Annotated in this window: 12 protein-coding genes; 9 read left to right on the top strand and 3 right to left on the bottom strand. The window is 69.8% G+C overall.

The annotated features are described in order from the left end of the window. Nucleotides 1–4: 4 nt before the first annotated feature. Together typA and AC1DW8_RS19310 are read right to left on the bottom strand one after the other, a co-directional pair. Entirely contained in the window at nucleotides 5–1,903 is a 1,899-nt protein-coding gene (gene typA, locus AC1DW8_RS19315) for a translational GTPase TypA (protein WP_056770920.1), read from the bottom strand. A gap of 67 nt (nucleotides 1,904–1,970) precedes the next feature. Next, a complete protein-coding gene (locus tag AC1DW8_RS19310; RefSeq protein WP_478095547.1) occupies nucleotides 1,971–2,447 on the bottom strand; it encodes a (deoxy)nucleoside triphosphate pyrophosphohydrolase in 477 nt (158 codons plus the stop codon). Between the two features lie 72 nt (nucleotides 2,448–2,519). Between AC1DW8_RS19310 and AC1DW8_RS19305 the strand changes: the two genes are divergently transcribed. The 9 genes from AC1DW8_RS19305 to AC1DW8_RS19265 all read left to right on the top strand — a co-directional run bounded on the left by AC1DW8_RS19305 (nucleotide 2,520) and on the right by AC1DW8_RS19265 (nucleotide 13,034). After that, nucleotides 2,520–2,828, top strand: coding sequence for a 4a-hydroxytetrahydrobiopterin dehydratase (locus AC1DW8_RS19305; RefSeq protein ID WP_056770921.1), 309 nt, complete (start codon nucleotides 2,520–2,522; stop codon nucleotides 2,826–2,828). A 222-nt stretch (nucleotides 2,829–3,050) separates the two neighbouring features. Then, nucleotides 3,051–4,658 carry a hemolysin family protein gene (locus tag AC1DW8_RS19300; RefSeq protein WP_478095546.1) on the top strand — a complete coding sequence of 536 codons (1,608 nt, stop codon included), beginning with the start codon at nucleotides 3,051–3,053 and terminating at the stop codon, nucleotides 4,656–4,658. Then, complete coding sequence (locus AC1DW8_RS19295; RefSeq protein ID WP_056822007.1) at nucleotides 4,655–5,668, top strand: hemolysin family protein; 1,014 nt, start codon at nucleotides 4,655–4,657, stop codon at nucleotides 5,666–5,668. Before AC1DW8_RS19300 ends, AC1DW8_RS19295 begins: the two co-directional genes overlap by 4 nt. Before the next feature lie 302 nt (nucleotides 5,669–5,970). Beyond that, complete coding sequence (locus AC1DW8_RS19290) at nucleotides 5,971–6,963, top strand: ABC transporter permease (RefSeq protein ID WP_478095545.1); 993 nt, start codon at nucleotides 5,971–5,973, stop codon at nucleotides 6,961–6,963. Nucleotides 6,964–7,008: 45 nt separating this feature from the next. After that, nucleotides 7,009–8,787 carry an ABC transporter substrate-binding protein gene (locus tag AC1DW8_RS19285; protein WP_478095544.1) on the top strand — a complete coding sequence of 593 codons (1,779 nt, stop codon included), beginning with the start codon at nucleotides 7,009–7,011 and terminating at the stop codon, nucleotides 8,785–8,787. Nucleotides 8,788–8,903: 116 nt separating this feature from the next. Further along, nucleotides 8,904–9,917 (top strand): ABC transporter permease, encoded by a 1,014-nt coding sequence (locus AC1DW8_RS19280; protein ID WP_442275148.1) that lies wholly within the window; start codon nucleotides 8,904–8,906, stop codon nucleotides 9,915–9,917. After that, nucleotides 9,914–11,050, top strand: a complete 1,137-nt coding sequence (locus AC1DW8_RS19275) for an ABC transporter ATP-binding protein (protein ID WP_478095543.1) — start codon at nucleotides 9,914–9,916, stop codon at nucleotides 11,048–11,050. The genes AC1DW8_RS19280 and AC1DW8_RS19275 overlap by 4 nt, the downstream gene beginning before the upstream one ends. Before the next feature lie 67 nt (nucleotides 11,051–11,117). After that, on the top strand, nucleotides 11,118–12,272 hold the full coding sequence (locus tag AC1DW8_RS19270; RefSeq protein WP_478095542.1) for an ABC transporter ATP-binding protein: 1,155 nt from the start codon (nucleotides 11,118–11,120) through the stop codon (nucleotides 12,270–12,272). A gap of 42 nt (nucleotides 12,273–12,314) precedes the next feature. Continuing rightward, nucleotides 12,315–13,034, top strand: a complete 720-nt coding sequence (locus AC1DW8_RS19265) for a DsbA family oxidoreductase (protein ID WP_478095541.1) — start codon at nucleotides 12,315–12,317, stop codon at nucleotides 13,032–13,034. Between the two features lie 15 nt (nucleotides 13,035–13,049). Here the strand turns inward: AC1DW8_RS19265 and AC1DW8_RS19260 are convergent, their stop codons facing one another. After that, the gene (locus AC1DW8_RS19260; protein ID WP_056770938.1) at nucleotides 13,050–13,733 is read right to left on the bottom strand and encodes a winged helix-turn-helix transcriptional regulator; all 684 of its coding nucleotides are present in this window, start codon (nucleotides 13,731–13,733) and stop codon (nucleotides 13,050–13,052) included. Nucleotides 13,734–13,739 lie beyond the last annotated feature (6 nt).

Below are 13,739 nucleotides of genomic sequence, written 5' to 3'. Positions count from 1 at the left end.
TCGGTCAGCCCTCGGCCTTCGCCGCCGAACGCGCCCGTGACGCGGTTCGGGCGCGCTCGCCGGCGTCGAGGACGACCTTGCGGATGCGGACCGACTCGGGCGTGACCTCGACGCACTCGTCCTCGCGACAGAACTCGAGGCTCTGCTCGAGGCTCAGCTTGCGCGGCGGGACGATCTTCTCGAAGTTGTCCGAGGAGGAGGCGCGCACGTTGGTGAGCTTCTTCTCCTTGGTGATGTTGACGTCCATGTCGTCGGCGCGGGAGTTCTCGCCGACGATCATGCCCTCGTAGACCTCCGTCGTCGGGTCGACGAAGAGCGTGCCGCGCTCCTGGAGGTTGACCATGGCGTAGGAGGTGACGACGCCCTTGCGGTCGGAGACCAGCGAGCCGCTCGTGCGGGTCGTGATGGCGCCGAACCACGGCTCGTAGTCCTCGAAGACGTGGTGGGCGATGCCCGTGCCGCGCGTCTCGGTGAGGAACTCGGTGCGGAAGCCGATGAGGCCACGGCTGGGCACGAGGAACTCCATGCGGATCCAGCCGGTGCCGTGGTTGGTCATCTGCTCCATGCGGCCCTTGCGGGCGGCCATGATCTGCGTGATGGCGCCGAGGAACTCCTCGGGGGTGTCGATGGTGAGGCGCTCGACGGGCTCGTGGACCTTCCCGTCGACCTCGCGGGTGACAACCTGCGGCTTGCCGACGGTCAACTCGTAGCCCTCGCGACGCATCTGCTCGACGAGGATGGCGAGCGCGAGCTCACCACGGCCCTGGACCTCCCAGGCGTCCGGACGCTCGGTGTTGAGGATGCGCAGCGACACGTTGCCGATGAGCTCCTTGTCGAGGCGGTCCTTGACCATGCGGGCCGTGACCTTCGAGCCGCGGACCTGGCCGACCATCGGGCTCGTGTTGGTGCCGATGGTCATCGAGATCGCCGGCTCGTCGACCGTGATGAGGGGCAGCGGGATGGGGTTCTCGGGGTCGGCGAGCGTCTCGCCGATGGTGATCTCGGGGATGCCGGCGACGGCGATGATGTCGCCGGGGCCCGCCTCCTCGGCGGGCTTGCGCTCGAGCGCCTCGGTCATGAGCAGCTCGGTGATCTTGACGCGCTGCTGCGAGCCGTCGTGGCGGCACCACATGACCTGCTGGCCCTTCTTGATCGTACCGTTGAAGACACGGAGCAGGGCGAGGCGGCCGAGGAAGTTGGAGGCGTCGAGGTTGGTGACGTGCGCCTGCAGGGGCGCCTCGTCGTCGTACGTCGGCGCGGGGATCGTCTGGAGGATCGTCTCGAAGAGGGCCTCGAGGTCCTCGCCCTCCGGCAGGCCACCGTTGTCGGGGCGCTCGAGCGAGGCGCGGCCGGCCTTGGCCGACGCGTAGACGATCGGGAAGTCGATCTGCTCCTCCGTCGCGTCGAGGTCGAGGAAGAGCTCGTAGGCCTCGTCGACGACCTCGGCGATGCGTGAGTCCGGACGGTCGACCTTGTTGATGCACAGGATGACCGGCATCTTCGCGGCGAGCGCCTTGCGCAGCACGAAGCGGGTCTGGGGCAGCGGGCCCTCGGACGCGTCGACGAGCAGGACGACACCGTCGACCATCGACAGGCCGCGCTCGACCTCACCACCGAAGTCGGCGTGGCCGGGGGTGTCGATGATGTTGATCGTGACGCCGTCGGTCAGGCCGCGGTCCTGGGCGGCCTTGCCCGTGTAGTGCACCGCGGTGTTCTTCGCGAGGATCGTGATGCCCTTCTCGCGCTCGAGGTCGCCGGAGTCCATCGCGCGCTCGTCGACGTGCTGGTGCTCGCCGAACGCGCCGGACTGCCAGAGCATCTTGTCGACGAGGGTGGTCTTGCCGTGGTCGACGTGGGCGACGATGGCGACGTTGCGGATGTCCGCGCGGGTCTTCATGGGCATGAGGGACAGTCTCTCAGGGTTTCGAGGGTGGTTCGGACCACGGCGTCGTGGGTGGTTCTCGTGTGGTTCAGGAGGCGCTTCGGGCGTCCGGGTCGGATGCGGGCGGGCGCAGCAGCTGCTCGAGCTGCTCGACGATGGGCAGGTCGGCGGGGAGCCACCCGACGGCACGGAGGTCGTCCCGGTCGAGCCAGCGCAGCTCATCGTGGTCCTCCAGGGGCTCGGGCGTGCCCTCGACGACCTCGGCGAACCACACCAGCATCTCGTACCGATCGCCCAGCGGCCACGTGGAGCCCGGCTTCGGACCGGGCACGTGCGCGCCGAGGCGCACGCGGACGCCGAGCTCCTCGAACAGCTCGCGGTGCAGGGCCGACAGCGGGGACTCGCCCTCGTCGACCTTGCCGCCGGGCAGCTCCCAGCCGCCGGCGAGCGCCGACGGCTCCGTGCGGCGGGCCGACAGCAGTCGGGTCGGTCGCTCCAGGTCGTCGACGACGGCGGCCCCGACGACGAGGCGTACCGGGTGCTGGACGGGGTCTGGACTGCTCATGGCGCCACCGATGGTGCCACAGCACGAGGTCCAGTACGACAGGGCGAGCACGGTGGGGCGTTTACTGGTGACATGACACGACGGCTCACCGACGAGGAGATCGAGCGCCAGCTGGGCGACCTGCCCGACTGGACGCGTGACGACGACACGATCCGGGCTTCTTTCGAGGCGCCGGACTTCCTGACCGGCATCGCCCTCGTGCAGGAGGTCGCGTCCGCCGCGGAGACGATGGACCACCATCCCGACATCGACATCCGTTGGCGCACCGTCGCCTTCGCGCTGTCGACCCACTCCGAGGGCGGCCTGACCCAGCTCGACGTCGAGCTCGCGCACCAGATCAGCCAGGAGGCCACCCGCCGGGGCGCCGCCGCGACGGGCTGAGCCGTGCCGGCTCAGCCGAGGACCTCTGGGAGTCGCCTGAGGATGCCCGGGTCCGGTCCGGACGTCGCCGGGTGGGCGGGTCGCGCCCGTAACTTAGGATTGCCTCATGCGATCCCACTCACGCTCCGACTCGCGTGCCGAGTCCCGGGAGGGCCATAGTCCCTGGCCGGACCCGATCCGGCCGCCCCAGACGCACCGCTCGCTCACCCGGGTGGTGAACGCATGAGCACCGCCCTCGGCATCTGCCTGGGCATCGCACTGATCCTCGCCTTGACGGCGGCGACCGGCTACTTCGTGGCCCAGGAGTTCGCCTACGTCGCCGTCGACCGCAACGCCCTCAAGCAGCTCGCGGCGGAGGGTGACGCCCCCGCCGAACGCGCCCTGCGCGTCACGTCGCAGCTGTCGTTCACCTTGTCGGCCGCCCAGTTCGGCATCACCGTGACCGCCCTGCTCGTCGGCTACGTCTCCGAGCCACTCGTCGGCGCCGGCATCGCCGAGCTGCTCGACCCCTCGATGTCGTATGCCGCCCGGCTCAGCCTCTCGGTCACCGCCGTCCTCGTCTTCTCGACGGTCGTGCAGATGGTCTTCGGCGAGCTCGCGCCCAAGAACCTCGCCATCGCGCGGACCGTGCCCCTGGCCCGCTCCCTGAGCCGGTCGACGCTCGCCTACCTCACGGTGGCCGGGCCGATCGTGCGGCTCTTCGACCGTTCGTCGACGGCCCTGCTGCGCAAGGTCGGCATCGAGCCGGTCGAGGAGCTCGAGCAGGGCGCGACGGCCGAGGACCTCACCCGCATCATCGACGAGTCGCACGCGGGCGGCCTGCTCGACGACGACCTCTCCGACGTGCTCGAGGGCGGCCTGCGCTTCCGCGAGCTCGACGCGGGAGACGTCATGACGCCACGCGTTCGCGTCACGACGATCCACGCCGACGCCCCGGTCACGGCCCTCGTCGACCTGCTCGACACCGGCTGGTCACGCTTCCCGGTGACCGGCCGCGACGGTGACGACATCGTCGGGGTCGCCGGCATCGCCGAGGTGCTGGCCGTCGAGCCCGACCGGCGCGGCACCACGACGGTCGGCTCCGTCGTCTCCGACCCGACCGTCGTCCCGACGAGCGCTCCGCTGCCCCGCGTCCTCGAGCAGATCCGGGCCGACCACCGGCAGCTGGCCGTCGTCGTCGACGAGCACGGTGGCTTCGCCGGCATCGTCACCTTCGAGGACATCGCCGAGGAGGTCGTCGGCGAGATCCTCGACGAGGACGACACCCCGGAGCCCGGCATCGTCGAGACGGGCGCCGACACGTGGCTCGTCCCGGGCCACCTGCGCCTCGACGAGCTCGACACCGCGACCGAGCTGCGCCTCGCGAGCAGCGACGAGTACTCGACCATCAGCGGACTCATCCTCGAGGACCTGGGCCGCACGGCCGTCGTCGGTGACGAGGTCCACGTCGAGGCGCGCCGCGAGGTCGTGTCCGACGGTCACCACGGGTCCGAGGGCGACGGTGCCGACGTCCGCTCCGGTGACGTCCACGAGAACGCCGAGCCGTCCGGCGACCACGAGGCACCGGGGCGCTCTGGCGATCCGCGTGAGCCCGACCGCGAGCACGACCGCGAGCACGACCGCGAGCACCGGCACCTGCCGGTCTCGGTCCGCCTCACCGTCGAGGCCGTCGAGCGACACGTCCCGTCGGCGGTGCGCGTCGAGGTGCTCGACCTCATGTCCGACCTCGAGGCCCTCGACATCGACACCGGCTCCGACCACGGGTCGGACGCTGCCGGCGGCGATGCGACCGACCGCACGGCCGGCTCACGGACGGAGGCCGGCCGATGACGACCGCCCTGCTCGTGTCCCTCCTGCTCCTCGTGCTCAACGCCTTCTTCGTCGCGGCGGAGTTCGCGCTCGTGGCCAGCAAGCGCCACCGGCTCGAGGACCTCGCCGAGCGTGGCAGCGTCGCGGCGCGGGCCGCCGTGCGCGGCAGCCGCGAGCTCTCGCTCATGCTCGCCGGCGCCCAGCTGGGCATCACGCTGTGCACCCTGGGGCTCGGCTCGCTGGCCAAGCCGGCCGTGGCGGAGCTGCTCACCCCGGTGTTCACCTTCGCGCGCGTCCCGGAGGCGGCGGCATACGTCGTCTCCGTCGTGCTGGCCGTCGGCATCGTCGTGTTCCTGCACATGGTCGTCGGTGAGATGGCCCCCAAGTCGTGGGCGATCGCCCACCCCGAGCGGTCAGCGGTGCTGCTGGCGTTGCCGTTCCGCGGTTTCGCCCGCGTGATGCGCCCGGCGCTCAGCCTGCTCAACGCCATGGCCAACGGCTGCCTGCGCCTCGTCGGCGTGACGCCGCAGGACGAGCTCGGCCAGGTCCACGGCCCCAAGGAGCTGCAGCTGCTCATCGCGAGCTCGAAGGACCACGGCATGCTCGCCGAGCCCGAGCACCGCGTCCTCGCCGGTGCCATCGACCTCGACACGACACCGGTCCGCGAGGTCCTCGTCCCCATCGAGCGGGCCGTCGGGGTCGACACGACCGCGACGTGCGCCGAGGCCGAGGCCGTGTCACGCGACACCGGCCGCTCGAGGTTGGTCGTCCGAGAGGGCGACACGCCGGTGGGCATCGCCCACGTGCGCGACATCGTCCGCGCCGTTCCCGGCGCGCCCGTCACCACCGTCACGTCGCCGGCGGTCCACGTCGACGCCGGCCTCTCGCTGCTCGACACCGTGTCGGCGATGCGGGCGCAGCACGTCCAGCTCGTCCTCGTCGACGGCCCGTCGGGCCCGGCCGGCCTCGTGACGATGGAGGACCTCCTCGAGCGCGTCCTCGGTCAGTTCGACGACGAGACGGACGCGTAGGCGCGCGTCCGTCCCGACCGGGCCCGTACGCGTACGGCCGCGTGTGTCACGGGCGGCGCTGGGCCCCTGCTGGGAGTCCCCTCCGAGCCTCGGCGGGCGCGGGCGATCTTCCGGTCGTGCGGGCCAGGTCGCCGGAAGATCTCCTCCGAGTCACGATTCGGCCAAGTCGGTTGCTGACCGTGTCGAGCCGCTGAATGATGAAGCGCGCGGTCGCGGGGGCGGTAGGTTGCGGCTGCTACCCAGCATGTTGGAGGGCCGACCCGGTCTCCGGCACCGATCACGACCCGGAGGTGACGGCATCCATGAGCACTCCCCTTGACCTCGAGCCCGGCGCGACCTCGGCTGAGCCCGAGTCGGTCCTGCAGGGCGAGAAGCGCATCGAGGGCAGGTCGCTCGGCCAGATCGCCTGGACCCGTCTCAAGCGCGACAAGGTCGCGCTCGCCGGCGGCATCTTCGTCATCTACCTCATCGTCGTCGCGATCGCGGCCCCGCTCGTCGTCGGCCTGCTCGGCCACCCGCCGAACGAGTTCCACCAGGACCTCATCGACCCCAACACCCAGATCCCGATCGGCCCCTACGGCGGCATGTCGTGGGACTTCCTCTACGGCCTCGAGCCGGTCAACGGTCGCGACATCTTCAGCCGCGTCATCTACGGCTCGCAGGTCTCCCTCCTCATCGCCTTCCTCGCGACGCTCCTCTCGGTGGTCATCGGCACCATCCTCGGGGTCATCGCCGGCTACTTCGGCGGCACCATCGACGCCCTGATCAGCCGCACGATGGACGTCTTCCTCGCCTTCCCGCTGCTCGTCTTCGCCCTCGCCCTCGCCGGCGTCGTGCCCGACGAGGCGTTCGGCCTCAAGGGAGACGCGCTGCGCATCTCCGTCATCGTCTTCATCATCGGCTTCTTCAACTGGCCCTACATCGGCCGCATCGTGCGCGGCCAGACGCTGTCGCTGCGCGAGCGCGAGTTCGTCGACGCGGCGCGCAGCCTCGGAGCGCGAACTCCCTACATCCTCTTCAAGGAGCTGCTGCCCAACCTCCTGGCCCCGATCCTCGTCTACGCGACGCTGCTCATCCCGAGCAACATCCTCTTCGAGGCAGGCCTCTCGTTCCTCGGTGTCGGCGTGCAGCCGCCCACCGCCACGTGGGGCGGCATGCTCTCCGACGCCGCCCAGTGGTACCAGATCGACCCCTGGTTCATGCTCTGGCCCGGCCTCGCCATCTTCGTGACGGTGCTGGCCTTCAACCTCTTCGGGGACGGCCTGCGTGACGCCCTCGATCCGCGGTCTCGGTAACCCACCGCAGCCCGCATCCCGCAACACGAAGGAGCGCATCCACTCATGAAGAACACACGCGTGATGGTGGTCGCGACCGCGGCCGCCCTCGCCTTGGGTCTGTCCGCGTGCGCGGGCAGCACGACGCCGGGCACGACGCCCAGCGGCACGGCCGGAGGTGGTTCGGGAGCGGCGCCCACAGCGAACGCTGCCCTGACCGCGGTCTTCAACCCGTCCGACAAGAAGGGCGGAACGCTTCGTTTCGGCATCTCCAGCGACTGGGACTCCGTCGACCCCGGTGACACGTACTACGGACTGTCGTGGGACTTCCTGCGCAACTACGCCCGGCAGCTCGTGTCGTTCAAGTCGGCCCCGGGCAAGGAGGGTGCGCAGCTCGTGCCCGACCTCGCCACGTCGCTCGGCAAGGCCAGCGATGGCAACAAGACGTGGACGTACACCCTTCGTGACGGCCTGAAGTACGAGGACGGCACGCCGATCACGAGCAAGGACATCAAGTACGGCGTCGCGCGCCAGCTCGACAAGGGCACGTTCCCCAACGGCCCGACGTACTTCAACGACTTCCTCGCCGACGTGCCCGAGGGCTACTCGGTCTACAAGGACAAGAACCTCGACAGCCTCAAGGCCATCGAGACGCCCGACGACAAGACGATCATCTTCCACCTGAGCAAGCCGTTCGCCGGCTTCGACTACTTCGCTCAGCTGTCGTCCACCTCCCCCGTGCCTCAGGCCAAGGACACCGGCTCGAAGTACAAGGAGCACGTCGTCTCGAGCGGCCCGTACAAGTTCTCGGTCTACCAGACGGGCAAGCGCATCGAGCTCGTCCGCAACGACCAGTACGACCCCGCGACCGACCCTGACACGGGCCGCAAGGCGCTCCCGGACAAGATCACCGTCGAGATCGGCGTCAACGCCGCCGACCTCGACAACCGCCTCATGGCCGGTGACCTCGACATCGACCTCGCCGGCACCGGTGTGCAGGCCGCGGCGCAGGGCAAGATCCTCGCCGACCCGGCCCTCAAGGCCCACACCGACAACCCGACGACGGCGCGCGCCAACTACGCCCAGATCAACAGCGACGTCGCACCGTTCGACAACATCGACTGCCGCAAGGCCGTCATCTTCGCCGCTGACAAGACGGGCTACCAGCGCGCCTACGGCGGCGACATCGGCGGCACGATCGCCACCGGCCTGCTGCCCCCGATCATCCCGGGCTTCCAGGAGATGGACCTCTACAACTCCAAGTCCAAGCCGACCGGAGACGTCGACTCGGCCAAGGCGGCGCTGACCAAGTGCGGTCAGCCGAACGGTTTCGAGACGAACATCTCCTACCGCCCGGAGCGCCCGAAGGAGAAGGCCGCAGCCGAGTCCATGCAGCAGTCGCTCGCCAAGATCGGCGTCAAGCTGACCCTCAAGCCCTACCCGGCCGGTGACTACTTCAAGCTCTACGCCGGCAAGCCGGACTTCGCCAAGGCCAACAAGCTCGGCCTCATGGTGATGAGCTGGGGTGCTGACTGGCCCGACGGCTTCGGGTTCCTGCAGCAGATCGTCGACAGCCGCGTCATCCGCCCCGCGGGCAACACCAACCTCGGCATCAAGATCCCCGAGGTCGACAAGCTCATGGACCAGGCACTCAACGAGGCCGACACGACCAAGCGCGAGGCCATCTGGGGCCAGATCGACAAGGTCGTCATGGAGAACGCCCAGGTGATCCCCGGTGTCTGGCCCAAGTCGCTGCTCTTCCGCCCGGACACCATCTCCAACGTGTTCGTCAACGACGGCTACTCCTACTACGACTACGCCTCGACGGGCGTCGCCAACCCGTGACCCACGGGCCCTTCCGTAGGCCCTCCGGTTCGAACCTTTTCATCGAAAGTAGGTGAAGGCGTGACGCGGCGACGGGTAGCCACGAGCTGCTCGTCGCCGCGTCCGGCCACCACATCGTGCTGACGTACCTGATCCGCCGGCTCTTCGCCGCCGTCCTGCTGCTCTTCATCGTGAGCGCGGTCGTCTTCGTGATCTTCTTCCTCGTGCCCCGCATCGGCGGTGCGACGGCGGACGACCTCGCCTCCCGCTACGTCGGCAAGAGCGCCGGCGAGGCCCAGATCCACGCACAAGCGATCAAGCTGGGCTTCACCGACCCGATCTGGGTGCAGTACGGCCGGTTCGTCAAGGGCGTCCTCACGGGATCCGACTACGACACCGGTGCCGGCATCGACCACTGCCCGGCCCCGTGCCTCGGCTACTCCTACATCACGCAGAACCCCGTGCTGCCCGACATCCTCGACCGCCTCCCCGTCACCGGGATCCTCGCGGCGGGCGCCGCGTTCCTGTGGCTCGTCGGCGGCGTCGGCACCGGCGTCATCTCCGCGCTCAAGCGCGGGAGCGTCCTCGACCGCGGCTTCATGGGCGTCGCCCTCGCCGGCGTGTCCCTCCCGATCTTCTTCACCGGCCTGCTCTCGCTGACGATCTTCAGCTACGGCCTCAAGTGGACGTATGCCGGTGGCGCGAGTCCGATGGACGCCACCGGTCCGCTCGACCTCGTCCATCGCATGCTGTTGCCCTGGATCACGCTCGCGTTCCTCTACGCGGCCTCGTACGCCCGCCTGACCCGCGCCGGCATGCTCGAGACGATGAACGAGGACTACATCCGCACGGCCCGCGCCAAGGGCCTGAAGGAGCACGACGTCGTCGTCAGGCACGGGCTGCGCTCGGCGCTGACGCCCATCCTTACGATCTTCGGTCTCGACCTCGGCCTCCTGCTCGGTGGCGCCGTGCTGACGGAGACGACGTTCTCGCTCCAGGGCATCGGCTACTACGCCGTGCAGGCCATCACGAACAACGACCTCCCGAAGGTGCTCGGCGTGACCCTCTTCGGCGCCGTGTTCGTCATCTTCGCAAGCCTCATCGTCGACCTCCTCTACGCCGTCCTCGACCCCAGGGTGCGCACCTCATGAGCCAGTCCACCAACGAGACCACGAGCCGCGCGGACGACCGCACGCGCCGCAGCGACAAGGGCACCACGTCAGCGAACACCCTCGACGGCATCGGTGGCCTGGGCGCCCCGCCCGCCGACGCGTTCCTGTCGGTGCGTGACCTCCGCGTCCACTTCCCCACCGACGACGGCGTCGTGAAGTCCGTCGACGGCCTCTCCTTCGACGTGGCGCGCGGCAAGACCCTGGGCATCGTCGGTGAGTCCGGCTCGGGCAAGAGCGTCACGAGCATGTCGATCATGGGCCTGCACAAGCCCGGCACGGTGCGCATGACGGGCTCGATCAAGCTCGACGACACCGAGCTCATCGCCGCCAAGCCCGAGCGCGTGCGCGAGCTGCGCGGCAAGCGCATGGCGATGATCTTCCAGGACCCGCTCTCGGCGATGCACCCCTTCTACACGGTGGGCCACCAGATCATCGAGGCCTACCGGATCCACAACAAGGTCAGCACGACCGTCGCGAAGAAGCACGCGATCGACATGCTCGGACGCGTGGGCATCCCCCAGCCGTCGAGCCGGGTCGACGACTACCCGCACCAGTTCTCGGGCGGGATGCGCCAGCGCGCCATGATCGCGATGGCCCTGTCGTGCGACCCCGACCTGCTCATCGCCGACGAGCCGACGACGGCGCTGGACGTCACGGTGCAGGCCCAGATCCTCGACCTCATCCGCGACCTCCAGTCGGAGTTCAACTCGGCCGTCATCCTCATCACCCACGACCTCGGGGTCGTCGCCGAGCTCTCCGACGACATCATGGTGATGTATGCCGGTCGCTCGGTCGAGTACGCCACCGCCGACGAGGTCTTCACCCGGCCCCAGCACCCCTACACGTGGGGCCTGCTCAGCTCGATGCCCCGCCTCGACCGGGTGCGCACCGAGCGCCTGCGCCCGATCAAGGGGACACCGCCCAGCCTCATCAACGTGCCGCCGGGCTGCCCGTTCCACCCGCGGTGCGCCTACGCCGATCGCACGAACGGGCTGAGCCAGACCGAGCGGCCGCCCTTCGCCGAGACGCACCCGGGACACTACTCCGCGTGCCACCTCACCCGCGAGGAGCGGACCGCCATCTGGGAGAACGACATCAGGCCGACGCTGTGATGCCCGCGTCGTCCGTCCACACCGCGTCCGGTCGCGCACCCCGCGACCTCAGCACAGGAGCCCCATCGTGACCACCACCCACGTCAAGCCGACCGCGTCCAAGCAGGCGGGCGAGTCGCTGCTGCAGGTCACCGGCCTGACGAAGCACTTCCCGATCACGCGTGGCCTGCTCCAGCGCCAGGTGGGTGCGGTCCAGGCGGTCGACGGCCTGACGTTCAACGTGTCGCGCGGCGAGACGCTCTCGCTCGTGGGCGAGTCCGGCTGCGGCAAGACGACGACCGGCCGCATGCTGACGCGCCTGCTCGAGCCGACCGGCGGCACGATCCTGCTCGAGGGCGAGGACATCACCCACTGGTCCGCCGGCAAGCTGCGGCCACTGCGCCGCGACGTGCAGATGATCTTCCAGGACCCCTACGGCTCGCTGAACCCGCGGCACACCGTCGGCACCATCGTCGGGGCGCCGTACCACCTGCAGGGGATCAAGACCGAGCACGGCATCAAGCGCGAGGTCCAGGACCTCCTCGAGCTCGTCGGCCTCAACCCGGAGCACTACAACCGCTACCCGCACGAGTTCTCGGGCGGTCAGCGCCAGCGCATCGGCATCGCGCGCTCGCTCGCCCTCAAGCCGAAGCTCATCATCGCCGACGAGCCCGTGTCGGCCCTCGACGTGTCGATCCAGGCGCAGGTCATCAACCTCCTCGAGGACCTCCAGGACGAGCTGGGCCTGACCTACGTCGTCATCGCCCACGACCTGTCGGTCGTGCGCCACATGTCCGACCGGGTGGCCGTGATGTACCTCGGCAAGCTCGTCGAGATCGCCGAGCGCGACGAGCTCTACACGCGACCGATGCACCCGTACACGACCGCGCTGCTCTCGGCCGTGCCGATCCCCGACACGCAGCGGCGCACGAAGCGCGAGCGCATTCGCCTCGAGGGCGACGTGCCGAGCCCGGTCAACCCGCCGCCGGCCTGCCGGTTCCACACGCGCTGCTGGAAGGCCCAGGAGATCTGCAAGACGCAGGAGCCGCCGCTCGTCGAGCTCGCGCCGCTGCACCAGGTCGCCTGCCACTTCCCCGAGAACACCGACGTTCCGGCACCGGCCCCGGCGGGCGCCCCGCTCGGCGACGTCGTGCCCGACGACGCCCCCCGCGCCGACGCCACCGGCGCCCCCCTCACCCCCGAGCGGGACACCACCGACGACGGAGACGGCTCGCGCGCCTGACCCTCGGGGAAGCAATCCCCCGTCGCCGTCGTTGAGCGGTGCATGAAGGTCGAGATCTGGTCTGACATCGCCTGCCCGTGGTGCTACATCGGCAAGCGCCGCTTCGAGAGGGCACTGGCCGCGTTCCCGCACCGCGACGAGGTCGAGGTGCAGTGGCGCAGCTACCAGCTCGACCCGACGCTGCCCGACCACCACGACGGCACGGAGCTCGACTACCTCGTGGACCGCAAGGGCATGTCGCGCGCCCAGGTGAGCCAGATGTTCGACCAGGTGACGTCGATCGCCGCCGACGAGGGCCTGCGCTACGACTTCGGGTCCGTCGTCGTGGCCAACAGCTTCGCCGGCCACGAGCTGCTCCACCTCGCGAAGGCCCGCGGCGTGGGCGACGAGGTCAAGGAGGCGCTGCTGTCGGCGCACTTCGAGCACGGGCAGGACATCGGCGACCGTGAGGTCCTCGTTCGCATCGGCACCCAGGCAGGGCTCGACGCCGACGAGATCGCGCGCGACCTCGCGACACACACGTGGCGGGACGCGGTCGTCGCCGACATCACCGCCGCGAACTCCCTTGGCATCAGAGGCGTTCCGTTCTTCGTGCTCGACGATAAGTACGGCGTCTCCGGTGCTCAGCCCACCGAGCTCTTCACCCAGGCGCTCGAGCAGGCCTGGTGCGAGTCGCACCCCCTCGTCATGCTCCAGCCCGTCGCGACGGGGATCGCCATCGACGCCGCCGACACGGTCGCCTGCGGGCCCGACGGCTGCTGAGCGCTCTCCCCCGGGTCACGCCGGCCGCGCCCGCATGGCCGCGACGAAGGGCGCCACTGGGCTGAGCCGGAGCACCTCGTCGAGCCGGCGCGTCACCGCCGTCGACCCGTCGAGGTGCACCCGGCCCGACCGCAGCGCCGTGGTCAGGGGCAGACGGCCGAGCCACACGGCATACAACGACGCCACGTCGCTGCTGATCGTCACGTCGACGGGGAACCCCGGGTCGGTCATGCACACCGAGGGCGTGCCGTGCTCGACGAGGATCCAGAAGCGGCGCACATCGTCGTCGAAACGCAGGTGGAGCACGTGCCGGTCACCCGCCAGGACGGAGGTGTCGACGCGCGTGTGCATCCACCAGACGAGCAGCTGGGCGTCGAGCTCCTCCGGCTGCGGATCGCCGAACATCCAGTCGGCTCCCCACTGCGCCAGACCGAAGACGACCGGCTCGAGCGCGCGCCCCGATGGGGTCAGCACGTAGCGGGTGCCCGACCGCTCGACGACGCCGTACCGCTCGAGATGGCGCAGCCGCTTCGTCAGCAGCGTGCGCGACAGCCCGGGCAGGCCCCGCGAGAGGTCGTTGAAGCGCGTCGTCCCCGTCAACAGGTCGCGCAGGATGAGCAGAGACCACCGCTCCCCCACGACGTCCAGCGTCCGTGAGATCGGGCAGTACTGGCCCGCCCCGGGATCATGTCGTCCCATGGCCCA

Source organism: Terrabacter sp. P2_E3, from assembly GCF_056403915.1.
This window is presented reverse-complemented; position numbering and strand designations above follow the sequence as displayed.

Excerpts from the sequence above, each read along its gene's own strand:
- AC1DW8_RS19285 (WP_478095544.1), top strand. The coding sequence starts at position 7,009 with ATGAAGAACACACGCGTGATGGTGGTCGCGACCGCGGCCGCCCTCGCC.
- AC1DW8_RS19310 (WP_478095547.1), bottom strand. The coding sequence starts at position 2,447 with ATGAGCAGTCCAGACCCCGTCCAGCACCCGGTACGCCTCGTCGTCGGG.
- AC1DW8_RS19260 (WP_056770938.1), bottom strand. The coding sequence starts at position 13,733 with ATGGGACGACATGATCCCGGGGCGGGCCAGTACTGCCCGATCTCACGG.
- AC1DW8_RS19265 (WP_478095541.1), top strand. The coding sequence starts at position 12,315 with ATGAAGGTCGAGATCTGGTCTGACATCGCCTGCCCGTGGTGCTACATC.
- typA (WP_056770920.1), bottom strand. The coding sequence starts at position 1,903 with ATGCCCATGAAGACCCGCGCGGACATCCGCAACGTCGCCATCGTCGCC.
- AC1DW8_RS19300 (WP_478095546.1), top strand. The coding sequence starts at position 3,051 with ATGAGCACCGCCCTCGGCATCTGCCTGGGCATCGCACTGATCCTCGCC.
- AC1DW8_RS19305 (WP_056770921.1), top strand. The coding sequence starts at position 2,520 with ATGACACGACGGCTCACCGACGAGGAGATCGAGCGCCAGCTGGGCGAC.
- AC1DW8_RS19290 (WP_478095545.1), top strand. The coding sequence starts at position 5,971 with ATGAGCACTCCCCTTGACCTCGAGCCCGGCGCGACCTCGGCTGAGCCC.
- AC1DW8_RS19295 (WP_056822007.1), top strand. The coding sequence starts at position 4,655 with ATGACGACCGCCCTGCTCGTGTCCCTCCTGCTCCTCGTGCTCAACGCC.
- AC1DW8_RS19275 (WP_478095543.1), top strand. The coding sequence starts at position 9,914 with ATGAGCCAGTCCACCAACGAGACCACGAGCCGCGCGGACGACCGCACG.